Raw genomic sequence first — 18,000 nt, forward strand, 5'->3', positions numbered from 1 at the left:
GTTTATTTGCCTGTTAAAAGTTATTTATAAATATCCCGAAATCGCCCGTGGCAGCAGCTTTATATAATACAGCCTGCCAAACATTATTATGCGCTATGTAATTATCAATTTCAGCACGGTTAAGCACATATAAAGCCTGTGTAAGGTCAACGATGGTTGCAAGCCCGTTTTTATAAAGCGTAGTCTTCTGCAGATAAGCGTCCGACGCGGCTTTAACTTCCTGCGGCACCTCATGATAGTTTTTCAGCGCGTTGGCTATGCGGGTTTCAGCGAGCGCCTGCTGGTTTTGCAACTGCTGATTCACCAGGTCGTATTCGTTTTTAAATTGTGCCGATGTGAATTTCTGTGACCTCACCTGGTAGCGCACCCGAAACGGATTAGTGATATTCCATATCAGACCAACCCCTACAAGGTAATTGTACCTTGTAGGCTGCACGCCTGAGCCATAACTGGCATTATAATCGGCGGGGTTAGTTGCATAATCATATTTAAAACCCGAGCCCCTGCCCTGAAAAGTGCTGAAAAAGCTAAAGGTGGGATAGCTGAATGTGCCGTAATATCTGGCAAGCTCATCGCTCACACCAATGCGGCTCTGGTATAATTTTAATAATGGATGATTTTCGATGCCTACCTGTGCCTGTGGATCGGCATTAGCCGGCGCTTTGGTAACAAAAGCGCTGTCGAGTACAAATTCCTGCGGGGTAATACCCATATATTGTGCCAAAAGAGCGCTCTGTTCTGCAACGGTTTGTTGTGTGTTGGTCAATGCAATTCGGGCGTTCGATACTTCGGCGTTTGCCTGCGCCGAATCTACCCCAGGGTTTAGGCCGCTTTTTACCCGGGCTACAATTACTTTCTGCAAATCCAGAGACCGGCGCAGATTGTCTTGCTGCGCTTTGCTTAATTCTTGTGCGGCAAGCAAATTCAAGTATGTGCTTGCAACCCGTATTTCGTGCTGAAATTGTTCCTGCACCAGATCAGCTGAGTCGCGGCTTACCGCCCAGCGCTGAACTTTCACCTTTTCGCGCGCACGGCCGAAAGAAAATAAATCCCAGCTAACATTTGCAAGATAAAGTGAACCAAAAGCAGCTTTCCAGTTTTGATCAGGCAGTGCAGGCCCCGAGGATGCTACGCTAAAACCGCGGTAACCATACAGCGGACCATTTTGCCCGTTGACTGTACCATAAACCTGTTGTGCCGAAAGATTGACATCCGGTAATTGTTCTGTCCTTGTTTCCGTAAGTAACGCTTTTGTAGCATTCAACTGGTTTGCTTTTGCTTTTATTGAATTATAATTAGCTAATGCAATTTGCTCCGCGTCTTTAATTGAGAGTACTTTTTGAGCCTGTACTTTGGTGATGATTAAAACACTTAAAAAACCTAAGAAGCAATGTTTTAACGAGGTTTTTAACATACGTGTATTTTTTACACCGCAAAAGTATAAATCGGTGATATATGAAAAAAATGAATTAATTTTGTGAGAATCATTAATAAAATTAATAAATGAATATCGCCCTCCATCATTTCAGGCTTATTGACACAATTTCAAAAGACGGAACACTTACAAAAGCGGCTCAAACTCTGCATTTAACGCAGTCTGCATTAAGCCATCAGTTAAAGGAACTGGAGCGCGAACTGGAGGTAGAGATATTTAGCCGGCAGGGTAAAAGGTTACATTTAACTGACCAGGGTCACAGGTTTCTACGGAGTTCTGAGAAAATATTGGCAGAAATAAAATCGCTTGAGGAAGATATTAATAATTATAAAAACGGCAAAACTGGTAATTTAACTATCAGCATGCAATGTTATACCGCCTATCATTGGCTGCCCGGCATCATCAAATACTATAAAAAGCAATGGCCGGATATCAATATCCAGATTTTAAGCGATGCCACCCGCCGGCCGCTGGAATACCTGATGAACGGCGATCTGGACATAGGTATAATTCGTACACAAATGGTGAACACCAAAATCCGGTATGAACCTATTTTTGAAGACCACCTGACCGCTGTAATAAGTAAAGAGCACCCGTTGGCGCAGAAAGACATTATAGAAATTGCTGATTTTCAAGGGCAGGAACTGATATTGCCGTTGTATGACCCTTCTTACCAGGATACGCCTGTGATAGAGTCGCTTATACAAACGCAGCATGTCAAGCCGAAAACATTGCACCGTATCCATTACACCGATGCTACCATCGAGATGGTGAATGCGGGTTTGGGCATTACGGTTATGGCGGACTGGATTGTTGAACCCTACCTTGCCGGGCGTAATATTGTTGTGAAACCGCTGCATCATAGTGTAGCCAAACGCGCCTGGTTTGCAGCTACCTGCAAACAAACACCAGCCATACAAAATTTTTTGGAATGCCTGAAACTCTATTTCTCGGGTGCGGATATGAATGTTGATGAAACAGAGAAAAAAATAATTGTAAATGAGCATGTGGTGAAGAAGCGCGCTGGCGTGATAGTCGCTAACCCTGTAGTCAACAGACTACAGGACATCAGGAACTATCAGTATTAGCGGCCGGAATCTGAGAGGGTTAAGTGCTTTAATGAACTATACAATGCTAAAATAAAGTCGTCAGGAAACACTTTGGGTTAGTTATTTACCTGCTAAATTGATGAAAAAACTTCTGGTTATAATTTTCTTCTACACAAACTCTCTTTTCGCTCAAGCCATACTTAAACCTTTCCCTCAGCATGTGAAGTATTTTCCCGGGGCCATTAAGCCTAACCATGTTACACAAATCCGTTTGGACGATGCTGTAAAAACTTTTTACAACCAATGGAAAACGCGCTTTATAAAACAAGTGCCTGGTACTAATGAAGATTTTATTTGGTTTGAAAATAAAGGCAGGAAGCAATGTGTGTCTGAAGGTCAGGGATACGGAATGATCATTATGGCGCTGATGGCTGGTTTCGATGCATCGGCAAAAGATATTTATGATAACCTTTTTCGTTATGCCAGGGCCCATCCGTCAGGAAAAAGCAAATACCTGATGGCCTGGGCACAATATGCTAATAATAAAAGCACAGATAATACTTCCGCCAGCGACGGTGACCTTGATATTGCCTACTCGCTTTTGTTGGCAGACAAGCAATGGGGCAGCAAAGGTAAAATAAATTACCAGGCAGAAGCAAAGGCGACGATTAATGCCATTATGCAACACGAGATCAATCATCAAACATGGACGGTTTTGTTAAGCGACGGTATCGAGCGGGAAAGCAGGGACTATTTTACCACCCGCTCATCAGATTTTATGCCTGCGCATTTTAAGGCGTTCAGGCGGGCAACCGATGATGCCCGGTGGGATAAGGTTATAAATACCGGCTATAAACTCTTTATCACTATGCAGGATAAATATAGCCCGGATGCCGGATTAATCCCCGACTTCATTGTCAACATCAATAAAAAGCCAAAACCTGCGCAGCCAAACTTCCTGGAATCGCCGTACGACGGCCAATATAATTATAATGCCTGCCGGGTTCCGTGGCGTATAACCGCCGATTACCTGATGACCGGTGATGAACGTTCAAAACATATCGCCGGTAAAATTAACCGGTGGGTGATGGAGACAACCAATAATGATACCTATAACCTTTCCGCTGGTTATACTCTTGCCGGAAACGATATCAAACACCGTTATTTCGAAGCATTGAGTTTTATTGCGCCCTTTGGTGTTTCGGCTACGATTGAAGGGAAGAACCAGGCCTGGCTTAACAAGTTATGGAATTACCTTAACGGTTTTAAATTAAAGGATTACGATTATTATGACAACACCATTAAATTGCTTGATATGATAATTATTTCGGGAAACTACTGGCGTGTAAAGTAAAATCACATTTCCAAACCTCAGATCCCCTGATCGTATTTTCACAAATTACAATCCGCAGATCACTTCTGCCTGAACCACACCTGCACCGGCGCACCGTTAAAATCAAAGTTTTCTCTCAGCTTGTTTTCAATGAAACGATAGTAAGGCTCCTTGATATACTGCGGAAGATTGCAGAAAAAGGCAAACATTGGCGATGTGCCGGCTATTTGTGTAATGTATTTTATCTTCACATACTTGCCCTTGATTGACGGGGGAGGGTAGGCCTCAATAATAGGCAGCATTACTTCGTTAAGCTTGGATGTCGGGATTTTTCTTATCTTATTTTGATAAACCTGGTTCGCGGTTTCGATAACCTTTAACACCCTTTGTTTTTCTGTTACGGAAGTAAACACAATCGGCACATCGGTAAACGGTGCTATTTTATCACGTATCTGCTCCTCGAAAACTTTAATGGTCTTGCTATTCTTTTCGATGAGGTCCCATTTGTTTACCACTATTACTACGCCTTTTTTGTTTTTCTCCGCAAGGTGGAAAATATTGATATCCTGCGATTCAAACCCTTCAACAGCATCAATCATCAGTATAACTACGTCGGCTTCTTCCAATGCTTTGATGGTGCGCATTACCGAATAAAATTCAATATTCTCCTTCACCTTAGTTTTCTTGCGAAGACCCGCAGTGTCAATCAGCATAAAATTATGACCGTACTGATTATAATGAATGTGTATCGAATCACGAGTTGTGCCGGCGATAGGGGTTACTATATTGCGCTCTTTTCCTATAAGGGAATTAATGATAGATGATTTGCCCACGTTTGGCCGGCCAACGATTGCATATTTTGGTAATGTGTTTTCTTCCAGCGGTTCATTGTCAAAATGTTTTACTACTTCATCCAGCAACTCGCCGGTTCCGGAACCAGTCATTGAAGAAATATTGTAAAGCTCGCCCAAACCAAGACTGTAAAAAACCATCGAGTCCGAAAGCAGGTCTGTATTGTCAAGCTTATTTACTACCACAAATACCGGCTTATTACTTCTCCGGAGCAGGGTGGCTATTTCATCGTCAAGGTCGGTAATTCCGGTAGTAACGTCAACCATAAATAAAATTACGGTAGCTTCCTCGATGGCTATCACCACTTGTTCGCGGATAGCGGCCTCAAACAAATCTGTAGAATTTGCCACGTAACCGCCGGTGTCTATAACCGTAAACTGGTGGCCAACCCATTCCGAAACGCCATAATGCCGGTCACGGGTAACACCACTAAAATCGTCCACAATAGCTTTACGGCTTTCGGTTAAACGGTTATATAAAGTTGATTTGCCTACATTGGGGCGGCCTACTATGGCTACTATATTGCTCATCTTGGTTTACAATTTTAGATTTGCGAAATATGATTTCTATAATTCGCATTAAGGGATATTTCGATTTACAAATTTGACCAGAAAAATCATAATTCGTAAACCCAGTTATTCATACCCAAATTTCTTCAGGTAATTTTTCTTACTGCGCCAGTCGGGGATAACTTTTACAAACATCTCGAGGAATATTTTACGCTGAAAAAAATCCTCCATATCGCGGCGGGCGTATGTACCTACAATTTTCAGCATTTCTCCGCCTTTCCCGATAATGATGTTCTTCTGAGAATCGCGCTCCACGATTATTTCGGCGCTGATCCTGTAAAGTTTTTCTCCTTCTACAAATGAGGTAACGACCACTTCAACGCTGTATGGGATTTCCTTTTTGTATTGTTTTAAAATCTGCGCACGGATCATTTCCGACGCAAAAAAACGGTCGTTTCGGTCGGTCAGCGCATCTTTTTCGTAGTAAGCCGGATGTTCAGGCAGGTTATCAACCACAAAGTTCATTACGGCCTGTATGTTATAATTTTTTAATGCCGATATAGCAAAAATAGCTTTAGGGCGTAGCTTTTCTTCCCAGAAAGCCAGTTTAGCTTTTACCGTTTCCTCGTCGCTTTGGTCAACTTTATTCACAAGCACCGCAATTGGCGCCAGCGATCCTTCCAGTTTTTTTAACACATCGGTCTCGTCAAACTCCTCGTAAATATCAGTCACAAGCAAAATAAGGTCAGCATCCACAATGGATCCGTCAACCTGGTGCATCATGCTTTCGTGCAGGGCGTAGTGCGGCTTGATAACTCCGGGCGTATCCGAAAATACAATCTGGTAGTCTGTGTCGTTCACTATACCAAGTATACGGTGCCTGGTTGTCTGCGCTTTAGGGGTAATTATCGACATATTCTCGCCCACCAGCGCGTTCATTAAGGTCGACTTACCTGCGTTGGGCTTACCAATTATACTTACGAAACCTGCCTTATGGGCCATAAAATTTTTTTAAATATTATTTGGACTGCAAAGAAACGAATTATATCTTTGCAGTCCCAATTAAAAATAAGGATTTCACCGATTTGGGAAATAAAACGGTGTGATCAAAACAAAATAGAGTGCGGGATGGAGCAGTTGGTAGCTCGTCGGGCTCATAACCCGAAGGTCGTAGGTTCGAGTCCTGCTCCCGCTACCTGAAATAAGGCAGTTACGATAAAAAGTGGCTGCCTTTCTTTTTTCTTTCAATGTATTTTTACCTGGGCGCGGGATCCAAGATGGTGGTATAAGCTAAAAATGCATCCCGACGAGAATACGAACTTGCCGATGGAATTTTAATGCGTTGTTGAAACAAGCTAACCTTAAGCTTTGAATTAATATCGTAAACAAATTTGAAAATCAGGTCAATTACACTTGATAACCTCTGATAATCACCAACTCTAATCAGCTAATCTTTATTTCCAAGCCACAGCAGTGCATCCAGGATCATCTTTGCCTCCGTTTTATTAGCGAAGGTGTAAGATAGGGTTTTATCGGTATTGTCGTATTTATGCTCATAGTCCATATCATTATGGCCTATGTTCATGTATATCATGCGGTATTTGATGTTGGTCCATAATACGGGATAAAAGCCGCTGTGCCATATTTCGGATTGCTTCGGGCCTGTACCGAGGGGAAAACTGGCCGAATCTATTGAGGCCAATATCCTTATATCGGCGTTTTGGCGCAGGTCGTATTGCCAGCGGTACCACTCGTTTGGCGAGGTGCTGAAAGTTTTGGGCAGATATTTCATGGCGGGGAAGTTGGTGTCAATATCTAAAACTGCAGGCGAAGGCCGCCAGATATTGCTTACATACTGACCGGAGCCCAGAAACTCTTTATGATACCAATCCCAGTCCTGGTTATATTTTGATGGTGTTAAAGCAAAGGCAGAAAAATGAAAACCCATCCATGCGCCGCCGCCCTTCATGTATTTTTCAAAAGCCTCGCGCTGTGCAGGGGCTTCGGGCCGGGTATCTAAAAACAGCACCACTTGATAATTTTTAAGGAAACCTGCGTTAAGATTATCCCAGTTTTTGGTGGAATCGTACACAAAATTGTATTCTGTTGCCATTTTTGCAAACCAGGGGTTGGCCTCGTGCACAAAGCTGATGTGCGCTTTGTCTTCCTGCGCCGTATAAAAGGCAATTACCTTAAATTTAGGCTGAGCGCGCTGTGCTTTTACCTGGCAAAATGTAAGGAGAATAAAAGCGCATAAAATCGCTGTAATCTTATCGTAACGAATTAACGAAAACATATGTTGTTAACAATTAGTGACGCTAAAATTAGCAACAAAAACGCACGAAACAGGTGCATGAGTGGCATGTAGAAGCTTTGTAGTGGCTCATAACGGATTTTTTAGTTAAAAGGCTTGTTTTTAAAAATATCAATGCATATCTTTAATAAAGCTAACCGCAAACCTAAAATCCACGTTGCCATAATGTTTAAATCAACCCAACTCAGCTGTTTATTGCTAATTGCCGTATTGCTGCCAGCTGTAACATCGGCGCAGCTAACTATAAAGGGCCGGGTTTTGAACCAGGCTGATACTAAGCCTGTAGCACATGCCAGCGTATTTTTAAGTAATGCGGCTGTAGGTAATCAAACGACCGGGGACGGCACATTTTTGCTGAGCAACGTAAAGCCGGGGAAATATGACCTGGTAGTGTCGATAATTGGTTTCGACGTTTATAAACAGGCCATAACCGTCGAAAATTCCAATATTATCCTGCCAGATATTCGGATCTTCCCTAAAACCATTGCTTTATCTGAGGTTAAGATTAAACCTAAAGATGACCCTAACCGAGGGTATTATTATGAAATATTTAAAAAGGAATTCCTGGGTGAATCAGACTTGGCAAAAGAATGTAAGATATTAAACCCTGAGGTGCTGGACTTTAAATACGACGATGACAAAAAAATATTAATTGCATCATCTGCCGATTTTTTGGTGATTGAAAATGCCGGACTGGGTTATCGGCTAAAATACCTGCTCACCAATTTTACCAAAAATAATAACGATGAATATCAGCAAACGTTACATTACGAAGGCTCATCGTTTTTTGAAAACCTGCAAGGTACTGCGACACAGGAGCGTGCATGGGAAAATCGCAGGCTCGAAGCCTATGAGGGGTCGCCCAAACATTTTTTGCGCGCAGCACTGGCCAACCGGCTTGATGAGGAAGGTTTTAGGGTTTTTCAATATGCTATCCGTCAAAATCCAGAGCGTCCGCCGGAGGAATTGATAACCTCTAAAATAAACTATTATAGGCATGCCGGCAGCAGTGCGAAAAGAAGCAAAGATTCACTATCGTTTTGGAAGAAGAAGCAAAAGTTAAAGAAATACCTGACCAGTCTGCAGCATTATCCGCTAAACAGTGCCGACCTTGTAAAGCTGACGGACAAATACGGGGTATATGCCCTGGGTTGTGATAACGATGGACTGCATATTACTTACAACCAAAACCGCCGGTTTTCATCTGCAACAGCAATTGAAAATCTGAATAGCCGCTACAACAAAGACGTAACGTTGCTTACTTTCAACGAGCCGTTTGGATATTTTGATGAAAATGGGGTGTATACCAACCCTAATGCCATACAATACACCGGAGCGTGGGCCAAAAAACGTATGGCGGATTTATTGCCGACAGATTATGCACCTCCTGCTGGCGCGGTGATGCTGTCTGCAGGTATCGATACGTTGACAGGTCCACAGGAAAAACTGGAGGATTACATAAGATTGCATCCTGCAGAACAGGCCTATCTGCATTTTGATAAACCATACTATGCCGCCGGCGATACCATCTATTTTAAGGCGTACGTAACTATGAATGAACGCCATTGGCCTACTCAGCTGAGCGGTGTGTTGCATGTTGATCTTATCAACACAAAAAACAAAATCGATCAATCGCTGCTGCTGAAGATCAGCGACGGTGTTTGCTGGGGCGATTTTGCGCTACCCGATTCGCTGCCCAAAGGCGAATACCGCGTTCGGGCCTACACTAACCTGATGCGTAACACTGATAGCACCAGATTTTTTAGCCGCACGTTCCCTTTGGTTTCCCCGCTAGCTGATAAGGTGCCGGAAAGCGGCGGCGGCCAACCGGCGGCCAATAAACCCGACGTTCAGTTATTGCCCGAAGGCGGACACCTGGTAGCCGGGCTAAAAACAAGGGTTGCCTTTAAAGCGATCGGCCCGGACGGTTTAGGAATGACCGTTAAAGGAGCCGTGACCGATAGTACCGGCAAAATAATAACGACCTTTGCCTCGGCGCATTTGGGCATGGGTTTTTTTGAAATATCACCAGAGGCTGGTAAAGTTTATAAGGCTAACTTAACTTTTGCAAATGGTTATCAAAACACCATTGATCTGCCCTCCGCAGCGCAAAGCGGTATAACGCTGGCAGTTGATAATGACTCGCTGCAAAAAACATCAATCATAATTAAAGCCAATACAGAATACCTGGCACAAAATAAAAATAAAGAATATAAAGTGCTGGTTTATTCGGGTGGAATTATAACTACTGTAAACACTAAACTGGATAGCGCAATCATAAGATTAGATATTGCCAAACGGCGCCTTAGAACGGGCGTAAATACGGCCACGTTATTCTCGCCGGAAAGCGAACCGCTGGCCGAGCGCCTGTTTTTTATACAGAACTATGACAAGCTGAACCTTGACATCAAAAGTGATAAAAATGCATACGCCCCGCGCGAAAAGGTAAGTATCAGCTTAAATGCAAAAAATAGGGCAGATTCTGTAGTCGCCGGTCATTTTTCAGTATCAGTAACGGACGAGAGCAAAGTACCTGTTGATGAGAATAAAGAAAGCTCTATATTAAGCAGCCTGCTGTTAACGGATGATTTAAAGGGGACAGTTGAACAGCCCGGCTATTACTTTAACAACATCAGCGATACTACCCTGAAAAACCTGGACCTGGTGATGCTGACACATGGCTACCGCAACTTTGAATGGCGGGAAGTGTTAAAAGGGGACGACCAACCGTTAAAATATCAGGCCGAAAGAAATCTGGAGATAAGCGGTGTGGCTAAATCGCTTGGTGGAAGGCCATTGGCAAACGCAAGTGTGTCGTTGATTGCTACAGGTGGCGGCGGAGTGCTAAGCGAGCAAGCTGATGAAACGGGTCACTTCAAATTTACAAATCTTGATTTTGCTGATTCTACACGTTTTATATTGCAGGCAGCAAAGGCAGATGGCGGTAATAAAACACAATTGATTTACCAGCCGCCTTTAGCCCCGGGTTTACTAACAGGCATAAAGGGTAGCATCAACGTGAACCATGAACTTAAAACTTACCTTCAAAATGCTAAAGCGCAGCAAAACGAATACGCAAAATATGGCACTCCAAAAGGTATATTACTACAGGAAGTAAAAATAAAGGCGCTAAAGGAAAAGAATAATTATCGGTCATCGGTTTTGGGTGGCCCCGGAATTGCCGACCAGGTGGTGCACATGGATGATATTAAAACTGGGGGCACGCTATCTGATAAACTAAACGGCATACTTAGACGAGTTATTTTTGTGAATAATGGTGGCAGAGCGACAGCCGTTTTAGATGCCGGAGGAGCCCTTTCGGCTAACGGTAATGAAAAGGGCATGGTAGTTTTTGTTGATGGCGTGCAAATGCAGCGGCCATTTGATGTTAATAGTTTAGGTAATGATGTTGAGACGGTTGAAATTTTAAAATATGCAAATGCCGCAATATATGGCGTAGACGGCGGGCAGGGAGTGTTAGTTTTTACCACCAGGATAGGTAAGCCCAGAGATCTGAAAGACATTCCATCGTTTGGGATTTTACCGATAACACCCAGGGGATTCTATAAGGCCCGCACATTTTATTCCCCGCGGTACCCGGCCAATGAAACAAATTTGAAGAAGAGAGATTTAAGGTCTACCATCTATTGGAACCCCGAATTGCTTACCGATAAAGCAGGCAATGCATCGATAGATTTTTATAATGCCGATGGCCCGGGAACATACCGCGTTGTGATTGAAGGGATTGACAGCAACGGAAACCTTGGACGGAAGGTTTACAGGTACACAGTACAGTAGTTTAAGTCTTTAGCTTATATCGTGATGATAGGTTGCGACTAATCACTCAAGACTGAGGACTGACCCTGGCAACTATCCGATTGATGATCAGTAATGCGGCATATAATATAGGCGAGATCAGCAGCTCGTGCATGGTTTTGGCCACGTTCCGGATGGATGCTGATGCAGGGCCGAGCGTCCAGTCGTATATCCCAACAAGTAGCAGCATCACCACAACCACGAAATAAATAAAGTTCCAGACAGAACTTAGCCATTTTACATCGTACTTTTTAAAAGCATAATAGCCGATGCCGTAAACTATAATGATTGAAATCAGCCTGCTGATGTGCCTCACTTTGCGGGGTATGTCGTTAAAATAGCTTACATACACAAATAGCATATAATAAAGTGTGTAAACTAAAACGATGGCAATAAAACCGAGTATAATGTAATTACGCTTTTTGCCCGGCATGTTTTACATTGATTTTGTTAGCGAAGGCAAGCCACATGGCTATGATTGTAGCATAAACCACCAGTTCGAACAGGTAATGATGGATAAAGTCTGCATGCTGCGGGTAATATCTCAACGCATAAACCACGCCGATACAGCGCAACACATTTACCACAAAAATCACAGCAAGGCCGCCCAAAGCATACGCCCATTTACGTTTTGTGGCTGCAGGGATACAGATAATAAACCCAACATACAAAACTATTAGCTCAAGCGCGTTACAACTGTCGTAAACGCCGGCTACCTTATACCCGTTAAAATATATAGATTGCTGCATTACGCTACGGGAACTGGCATCGATATCAAGCTCGCGGCCTAATTCTTCTTTGGCGATGTAGTCATTCGGATGGGTTACTTTGTTTAAACCCCAAACCGTTAGCCTGCCTACGGTGTTGGTAAGCGGCCGGTCTAAAATTCGTGCAGGAAACAGGAAGCCGAGGTAGAGCAATTTCCAAACTACCAGCATGATCACTCCCTTTGCCAGAAACTGTTTAACTGCCGCGGGGATCTGTTGCCATTTGGTTAAATAGGTGCTTGTAGTCATTTATTTATATCTATTCTGCGGGCTTAAACCTAAAAACCCGCCAGATATGTACTTAACGGGTTTGGTTAACCTAAGGTTACAATAATTAATAAAAAATATACTTAGTTTTTCTCGAATTTTATTCTGTCAGTAATGACTTTAGCGCCGAGCGCAGCACCAAATATTACGAGGGCCCACACATAATCATTTACCGGGAGGTTGGTGCTGCCCGAATTGCCACTGCCCGAGGTGCTGCCGGTTGCTTGTTTATCATCATCATTCCAACCGTGCCATTTATCACTGGCGCCGCTATATAAGCTGCCATCGCCGTGCCCGTGGTGGTCTGCGGCTTTAACGCGCTGGCAAACGATAAATAGGGCTGTAGTTAAAACGACAATAAACACAAGTTTCAATGTTTTCATGAGCTGCTGTAATTTAGTTAAATACGGCACAAAAAAACCGTCAAGTAATGCTTAACGGTTTTTCAGAAACAAAGGTTACAATAAATGTTACATACACAAATTAAGCTTTCTGAGTTGCTGTTTCGGTGTTTTTATACATAATTGCTTTGGTACCAACAATTGCCCCTGCTGCAACCAGCATCCAAAGGCCGCCGTTAACTGGCAGGCTTGTACCCCCGCTGCTTGTGCCGGATGCACCGGTAGAGCCTGTGCTGCCGCTGCCCGAACTGCTGCCCGTTCCTGAACCGCTTCCACCAAACCAACTGCTCCACCAGTCGCTTAAACCATCCCACAGGCTTGTTGACTGCGCTGTGGTTTGTGATGTACCTGCTGCCTTTACAGGGGCATTGGCCAACAGGGCAACTATGGTCACCAGTCCTGCTAACAATAGTTTTGATTTTTTCATCCTCACTTTGTCTTTTATTAAGTAATTTGTTTATAGTTTTTATTTTTTATTGTTTGAGGATAAAATAAAAAACCCGTTAAGCGATTTTAACGGGTTTTATTAATCAAAAGTTACAATTAATGAGAATAAATAGAAAATATATCAATCCGGTAATTATATTTTTTGTGTCGCCAGCCGTTTGCTGGCTTTCATTATTACGGTGCAGCCCACAACAGTGCCTGCTGCAACTAAAAACCAAACGTTATTATTAATTGGCAAACTGGTGCTGCCGCTTGAGCTGCTGCCGGAGCCCGAAGTGCTGCCAGAGCCGCTACCCGAACCAGAACCACCGCCAAAAATGCTATTCCACCAATCACTTAAGCCATCCCAAATGCTGCTGCTTTGTGTAGTTGTAGTAGTAGTGGCATGAGCCGGCGTGTAAGCCAGGAATGACAGCGCGAAGAAAATGCCTGCAATTAATAATTTTGATTTTTTCATGTGTGTTTTAGTTTTAGCCCGTTATATTTTTAAGTTATTTTTTTTCTTATCTCTATAAAGAATTGCTGCATGATTGCCTTGCATATTGTTCAAATCTTATACCGATATATCTATGAGACATTAAAAAAGGAATATTTAAGCGTAGTTTACTATTCTTTTAGTCTTTTTTATTAGAAGTTAAATATTTTTTTCACAACGGTTAATTTGGAAATAATTCCCGGAGTGGGATTATAATTCCCCAACTGTTTCAATTAACGGGATATGGCTTCTTGCCGGTCTATTGAGTTACGGGCTGTACTCAATGGCTACTTTTCACGTACCAGTTTCTGCGAAAGTCTGAGGGGTTTTCGCCGGTGATTTGTTTAAATAGCTTGTTAAAATAGGAAATACTTTCAAACCCTACGGCGTAGCATGTTTCGCTTACATTATGGTTTTGCATCAGCAGGTTTTTAGCCCTTTCTATGCGGTATTGATTTACAAATTCGGTAAAAGTAATGTTAGTCTGTCGTTTAAAATAACGACAAAAGGCCGGTGTGGTTAAATTCACCTTATGTGCAACCAGGTTAACATCTGGTTTTTTATGAAAATTGGCATCGATATATTCATAAATCGCGCCCATCCGTATTTTATCCTTTAAAATGAAATCTCTGCTTGTAAGATCACTGTTCAGTCGCTCGGTTTCGGTTGAGCCCGCAAGCAGCTGTAAGATATTTATTAGTTCTAAAAGTTGTGCCAGCGAATCCAGGTCGGCCAGTTGCTTCAATTTTTCTGACACCATTTGTTTTGTTTCGCCGCTAAACGCAATCCCGTATTCTGCTGTTTTAAAAAGTTGTTTGATCAATGAAAGCTCAGGCGCCAGAGCAAGCGCCGTCCCCAGGAAATCAGTACGAAGCTGGATCACGATCTGGTGGTAGTCGCTCCTAAGACGGTAATCAAAATTAAGATGCGGCAAATTGCCGCCTATGAACACTAAATCACTTTGGGTATAGGTAGATATATGTGCGCCTACATGTCGTATTCCTGCATCAGCCTCTACATATACCAGCTCAAACTCAGGATGGTAATGCCATAAAAAGGTATTGCGCAGCCTGGGTGAAAATAACTTGAAAGATTTCCCTGGCTCAAATTCTACCTTTTCTAACTGAATTTCATTCATATTGCCATTATTTAGCATGTCAAATTTATTAAAAATGTTAATAGAGAGCAAATAGTGGATAATGGATAGATGGAAACAGCGGCTAAACCGGTCTACTTTTGATGTATTAAACCAAACTAATTATGCAGACCGAAACAATGGCCATGAATGCTCATAAGGAGATACCGGGTAACCCTTCGACAGCAAAATCAAGCCAGATAAAATTAAACGACCGCAGTAACGGCGAGCCCTTGCGTATATTAAGCGAAGACGACTGGACCTTTTGGGAGACTAATGGTTATGTCGTGATTAAAAATGCTGTTCCTAAAGAACAGGTGAAGAGACTGGCTGATTATTTATGGGAATATGAAGGCAAGGACCCCAACGACATAGAAACCTGGTATAAAAAGCCTAATGCGCAGATGCAGATGAAGGAATTAAACAATACTGGTATGGTGGAGATTTATAACCATCAGTACCTATGGGATAACCGCCAGTTCCCGAAAGTGCATGCTGCCTTTGCCGATATATGGGGAACAGAAAAGCTTTGGGTGACCATTGATCGTGCCAATCTGAATTTTCCGCTGCGTCCTGGTTTTGAGTATAAGGGATTTATCCACTGGGATTATGACCCGGAAACCAGGCCTCAAAATGTGCAGGGTGTACTGGCGTTGGCTGACCAGACCGACGAAAACATGGGCGGCTTTCAATGCATACCTGAACTGTACCGCAACTATGATACCTGGAAACTGACCCAGCCCGAAGATCGTGACCACTATAAGCCCGATACCACCGGGTTTGAAACGGTAAAAGTAAAAATGGAAGCAGGCGACCTGCTGATATTTAACAGTCTGCAGCCGCATGGCATACGGCCGAATATTAGCGGCAATAAAGTACGGATAGCGCAATATATTGCCATGATGCCCGCCCAGGAGGAAAATGAAGAGCTGCGCCAATGGCGCATTAATAGCTGGCAAAACCGCGATGCTATGGAAGGGTATGCCTTCCCTGGAGATCCTTTGAAACGCGAAAAGCAAAATCCAGTGGCAAAGTTGAGTGAATTAGGCGAAAAGTTATTGGGGTTGAGAAAGTGGTAGGTTATTAAATAACCAGAAACGAGGTTTTAGAAACACCTGTATGGCTGGTGGGTGTTGCGCAGGCAAACGACATGAGCAAGACGTGGTTTATATGTTGAATACGAATGGTTTTTTTTACAATAAGTTAATAACTTATTTCGTCGCTATAATTAAATTCTTTTTCTTAGGATTGGAATAAATGTTTTTACATTTACCTTATAGTTAACCACTTGGCGTTACTAAAAAACGCCAACCTAAACCGTTTAGCAATATTTTTAAACCTTTTAATCACAACGTTAATGAAACATTCAACCAGAACAATTACTGTAGTATTAATTTTATGCGGCGTAATTTGGGCATGCCACAATACAGCGCCATCCGCATCTACTTCAGCAACCGCATCACCAAGTGTCGACAAGGTCAGATTACCGTCTGATGCACTTGATTCATGTACTGTTACCCAGGCTACATTTAATTCGTGGTTTGTGAGTGGGACAGCGTCACCGAACGGGGCAGTAAACCCGGCAAATAGTGTTACTTTTCCGCATGTTAACAATTGCAGCTTTTATCAATGGTCGCACAATGCGTTTTTATGGCTTACATCGCCAAATAACAAACGATATGGCAGCGGCAATATCGTGCTGGAGACACCACTATTTTATGACGTATTACCTGCCGACTCAACCGGAAAACGCAAACTGCAGCAACATTCGGGAACCTTACCGCTTCGTATGGCGAGCCATATTACTAAAGACGGCCCTGACCATCTGCCTATAATAATTGATGCCAAAGGCAAAATGCACGAGGTTGAGCAGGCAAGGCCTTCGCCAAGGTTAAAGGCCATGGTTGCCAGCGGTGCGGGTAACCAGGTTGAGGTTGACCACGTAACAGCCGATGCAAAAGGGATATTTACATTTTTTGATAAGGCCGGGAAAGTTATTGACCATCCGAAAGCTGTAGTTCAGCACAAAGCAGCACATTTGGATATTGTACAGAAATTTACCGCCGCAAACGGGAAGTCGGTATTCCTTAATGCGCAGGGAAACCAGGTACAAACGGAAGCCGGGCAGGCTACAGGAGATGTGTTAATGACCAGAAATGGCGGCTTAGTATACTATTTAACAATGGTGAACGATGTATATGCCTGGTTTTTTACAGGGGTGAATGCCGGGAAACTTAATGGCAATCAATTCCCTACCACCCAGGGCGCATTGGACAGTATAATTACTTATGCCAAAGCTAACAACGCAACGCTTCCTGATTCAACCGCATTAGCTATGGAGCTGAAAACATCATGGGTTGAGGCCAGCACATTGCCCAATCCTGACGATTACATAACCGTTATGGCGGTAATCCCTACTTATAATAAATCGGATTCTACTAAATGGATACCTAACGGCGAAAAAACCGTTAAGATGGCGATGGTAGGTATGCACATAGTAGGCAGTTTAGCCGGTCACCCCGAAATGGCGTGGGCGACTTTTGAACAACAAAGCAATACGCCGAATGCTGAATATCAATATGTGGACAATAACCATAAAGTAAAGACTGTGCCGCGTGATACCGGCAATGGCTGGCTGTTTAATGCCAATGCAGCCGATACAGCAGTCAATATATCACATATGACCAATCTCAATCCTTCACCGCTGAATGGAACATCAGATACCATACGCGCACAGCAAGGATATGCGATATCGCCAAGTAATACCCTGGCAGTTTTACCGTGGGGCAGTGCCAAAGATTCGGTAACCAACCAGGAGGATCAAAGCTCGGCAGCATCAAACAGCGAGATCATCTCCATCAATTACACCATACAGAAAATGCTGGGTAATGATGTGAGGGCAAAATACCTGCAGGTGGGGGCAACGTGGACGATGGGCGGCGCAGCGCCCAATGGTGGTGTGTATGGTGTTGATGGTACTGCACCGGGTGTGTCAATAGGTACAAGTGTATTGGCCAATACTACCATGGAGACCTATTTTCAGCAACCCATCTATTCATGTTTTACCTGTCATCATTCACGAACTACGCCATCACTAAATCCATCCGATCTGAGCCATATTTATGGCGAACTGGAACCACTGACAGCTATGCACGAAGAATTGAAAAAGAAGAAGAAATAACTACTGACTGACCCGATAA

Annotated in this window: 15 protein-coding genes and 1 tRNA gene; 6 read left to right on the top strand and 10 right to left on the bottom strand. The window is 43.2% G+C overall.

Going from position 1 to position 18,000, the window contains the following annotated elements; genetic code table 11:
* Positions 1-13: 13 nt before the first annotated feature.
* Positions 14-1,414 carry a TolC family protein gene (locus Q3W13_RS19495; RefSeq protein WP_302866640.1) on the bottom strand — a complete coding sequence of 467 codons (1,401 nt, stop codon included), beginning with the start codon at positions 1,412-1,414 and terminating at the stop codon, positions 14-16.
* Between the two features lie 89 nt (positions 1,415-1,503).
* Here Q3W13_RS19495 and Q3W13_RS19500 point away from each other — a divergent pair, with 89 nt between their 5' ends.
* The gene (locus tag Q3W13_RS19500) at positions 1,504-2,523 is read left to right on the top strand and encodes a LysR family transcriptional regulator (protein WP_302866643.1); all 1,020 of its coding nucleotides are present in this window, start codon (positions 1,504-1,506) and stop codon (positions 2,521-2,523) included.
* A 100-nt stretch (positions 2,524-2,623) separates the two neighbouring features.
* Complete coding sequence (locus tag Q3W13_RS19505) at positions 2,624-3,838, top strand: glycosyl hydrolase family 8 (protein ID WP_302866644.1); 1,215 nt, start codon at positions 2,624-2,626, stop codon at positions 3,836-3,838.
* Positions 3,839-3,897: 59 nt separating this feature from the next.
* Here the strand turns inward: Q3W13_RS19505 and der are convergent, their stop codons facing one another.
* Both der and era read right to left on the bottom strand, forming a co-directional pair.
* Positions 3,898-5,199: a ribosome biogenesis GTPase Der gene (der, locus tag Q3W13_RS19510; RefSeq protein WP_302866646.1), complete on the bottom strand. Its 1,302-nt coding sequence runs from the start codon at positions 5,197-5,199 to the stop codon at positions 3,898-3,900.
* Positions 5,200-5,304: 105 nt separating this feature from the next.
* Positions 5,305-6,180, bottom strand: coding sequence for a GTPase Era (gene era, locus Q3W13_RS19515; protein WP_302866649.1), 876 nt, complete (start codon positions 6,178-6,180; stop codon positions 5,305-5,307).
* Positions 6,181-6,300: 120 nt separating this feature from the next.
* Here era and Q3W13_RS19520 point away from each other — a divergent pair.
* A tRNA-Met gene (locus Q3W13_RS19520) sits at positions 6,301-6,373 on the top strand.
* 252 nt (positions 6,374-6,625) lie between these two features.
* Here the strand turns inward: Q3W13_RS19520 and Q3W13_RS19525 are convergent.
* Entirely contained in the window at positions 6,626-7,474 is an 849-nt protein-coding gene (locus Q3W13_RS19525; RefSeq protein WP_302866650.1) for a ThuA domain-containing protein, read from the bottom strand.
* Between the two features lie 132 nt (positions 7,475-7,606).
* On the opposite strand from Q3W13_RS19525, the gene Q3W13_RS19530 reads away from it, so the two are divergent.
* Entirely contained in the window at positions 7,607-11,290 is a 3,684-nt protein-coding gene (locus tag Q3W13_RS19530) for a carboxypeptidase regulatory-like domain-containing protein (protein ID WP_302866652.1), read from the top strand.
* Between the two features lie 46 nt (positions 11,291-11,336).
* Here the strand turns inward: Q3W13_RS19530 and Q3W13_RS19535 are convergent, their stop codons facing one another.
* The 6 genes from Q3W13_RS19535 to Q3W13_RS19560 form a co-directional block, all read right to left on the bottom strand.
* Complete coding sequence (locus tag Q3W13_RS19535) at positions 11,337-11,741, bottom strand: hypothetical protein (protein WP_302866654.1); 405 nt, start codon at positions 11,739-11,741, stop codon at positions 11,337-11,339.
* Positions 11,722-12,324: an archaeosortase/exosortase family protein gene (locus Q3W13_RS19540; protein WP_302866656.1), complete on the bottom strand. Its 603-nt coding sequence runs from the start codon at positions 12,322-12,324 to the stop codon at positions 11,722-11,724. The genes Q3W13_RS19535 and Q3W13_RS19540 overlap by 20 nt, the downstream gene beginning before the upstream one ends.
* Before the next feature lie 101 nt (positions 12,325-12,425).
* Positions 12,426-12,725 carry a hypothetical protein gene (locus tag Q3W13_RS19545; RefSeq protein ID WP_302866658.1) on the bottom strand — a complete coding sequence of 100 codons (300 nt, stop codon included), beginning with the start codon at positions 12,723-12,725 and terminating at the stop codon, positions 12,426-12,428.
* A 100-nt stretch (positions 12,726-12,825) separates the two neighbouring features.
* Positions 12,826-13,170 carry a hypothetical protein gene (locus Q3W13_RS19550; RefSeq protein ID WP_302866660.1) on the bottom strand — a complete coding sequence of 115 codons (345 nt, stop codon included), beginning with the start codon at positions 13,168-13,170 and terminating at the stop codon, positions 12,826-12,828.
* Between the two features lie 153 nt (positions 13,171-13,323).
* Positions 13,324-13,647: a hypothetical protein gene (locus Q3W13_RS19555; RefSeq protein WP_302866662.1), complete on the bottom strand. Its 324-nt coding sequence runs from the start codon at positions 13,645-13,647 to the stop codon at positions 13,324-13,326.
* A gap of 298 nt (positions 13,648-13,945) precedes the next feature.
* Complete coding sequence (locus Q3W13_RS19560; protein WP_302866663.1) at positions 13,946-14,803, bottom strand: AraC family transcriptional regulator; 858 nt, start codon at positions 14,801-14,803, stop codon at positions 13,946-13,948.
* Between the two features lie 122 nt (positions 14,804-14,925).
* Between Q3W13_RS19560 and Q3W13_RS19565 the strand changes: the two genes are divergently transcribed.
* The gene (locus tag Q3W13_RS19565) at positions 14,926-15,879 is read left to right on the top strand and encodes a phytanoyl-CoA dioxygenase family protein (protein WP_302866665.1); all 954 of its coding nucleotides are present in this window, start codon (positions 14,926-14,928) and stop codon (positions 15,877-15,879) included.
* Positions 15,880-16,157: 278 nt separating this feature from the next.
* Entirely contained in the window at positions 16,158-17,981 is a 1,824-nt protein-coding gene (locus Q3W13_RS19570; RefSeq protein WP_302866666.1) for a hypothetical protein, read from the top strand.
* Positions 17,982-18,000 lie beyond the last annotated feature (19 nt).

The organism is Mucilaginibacter sp. L3T2-6 (assembly GCF_030519355.1).
Lineage (GTDB): Bacteria > Bacteroidota > Bacteroidia > Sphingobacteriales > Sphingobacteriaceae > Mucilaginibacter.

Coding starts and splice junctions, on each gene's coding strand:
- Q3W13_RS19555 (WP_302866662.1), bottom strand. CDS start 13,647: ATGAAAAAATCAAAATTATTAATTGCAGGCATTTTCTTCGCGCTGTCA.
- Q3W13_RS19525 (WP_302866650.1), bottom strand. CDS start 7,474: ATGTTTTCGTTAATTCGTTACGATAAGATTACAGCGATTTTATGCGCT.
- Q3W13_RS19535 (WP_302866654.1), bottom strand. CDS start 11,741: ATGCCGGGCAAAAAGCGTAATTACATTATACTCGGTTTTATTGCCATC.
- der (WP_302866646.1), bottom strand. CDS start 5,199: ATGAGCAATATAGTAGCCATAGTAGGCCGCCCCAATGTAGGCAAATCA.
- Q3W13_RS19500 (WP_302866643.1), top strand. CDS start 1,504: ATGAATATCGCCCTCCATCATTTCAGGCTTATTGACACAATTTCAAAA.
- Q3W13_RS19505 (WP_302866644.1), top strand. CDS start 2,624: ATGAAAAAACTTCTGGTTATAATTTTCTTCTACACAAACTCTCTTTTC.
- Q3W13_RS19550 (WP_302866660.1), bottom strand. CDS start 13,170: ATGAAAAAATCAAAACTATTGTTAGCAGGACTGGTGACCATAGTTGCC.
- Q3W13_RS19540 (WP_302866656.1), bottom strand. CDS start 12,324: ATGACTACAAGCACCTATTTAACCAAATGGCAACAGATCCCCGCGGCA.
- Q3W13_RS19570 (WP_302866666.1), top strand. CDS start 16,158: ATGAAACATTCAACCAGAACAATTACTGTAGTATTAATTTTATGCGGC.
- Q3W13_RS19495 (WP_302866640.1), bottom strand. CDS start 1,414: ATGTTAAAAACCTCGTTAAAACATTGCTTCTTAGGTTTTTTAAGTGTT.
- Q3W13_RS19530 (WP_302866652.1), top strand. CDS start 7,607: ATGCATATCTTTAATAAAGCTAACCGCAAACCTAAAATCCACGTTGCC.
- Q3W13_RS19545 (WP_302866658.1), bottom strand. CDS start 12,725: ATGAAAACATTGAAACTTGTGTTTATTGTCGTTTTAACTACAGCCCTA.
- Q3W13_RS19565 (WP_302866665.1), top strand. CDS start 14,926: ATGCAGACCGAAACAATGGCCATGAATGCTCATAAGGAGATACCGGGT.
- Q3W13_RS19560 (WP_302866663.1), bottom strand. CDS start 14,803: ATGAATGAAATTCAGTTAGAAAAGGTAGAATTTGAGCCAGGGAAATCT.
- era (WP_302866649.1), bottom strand. CDS start 6,180: ATGGCCCATAAGGCAGGTTTCGTAAGTATAATTGGTAAGCCCAACGCA.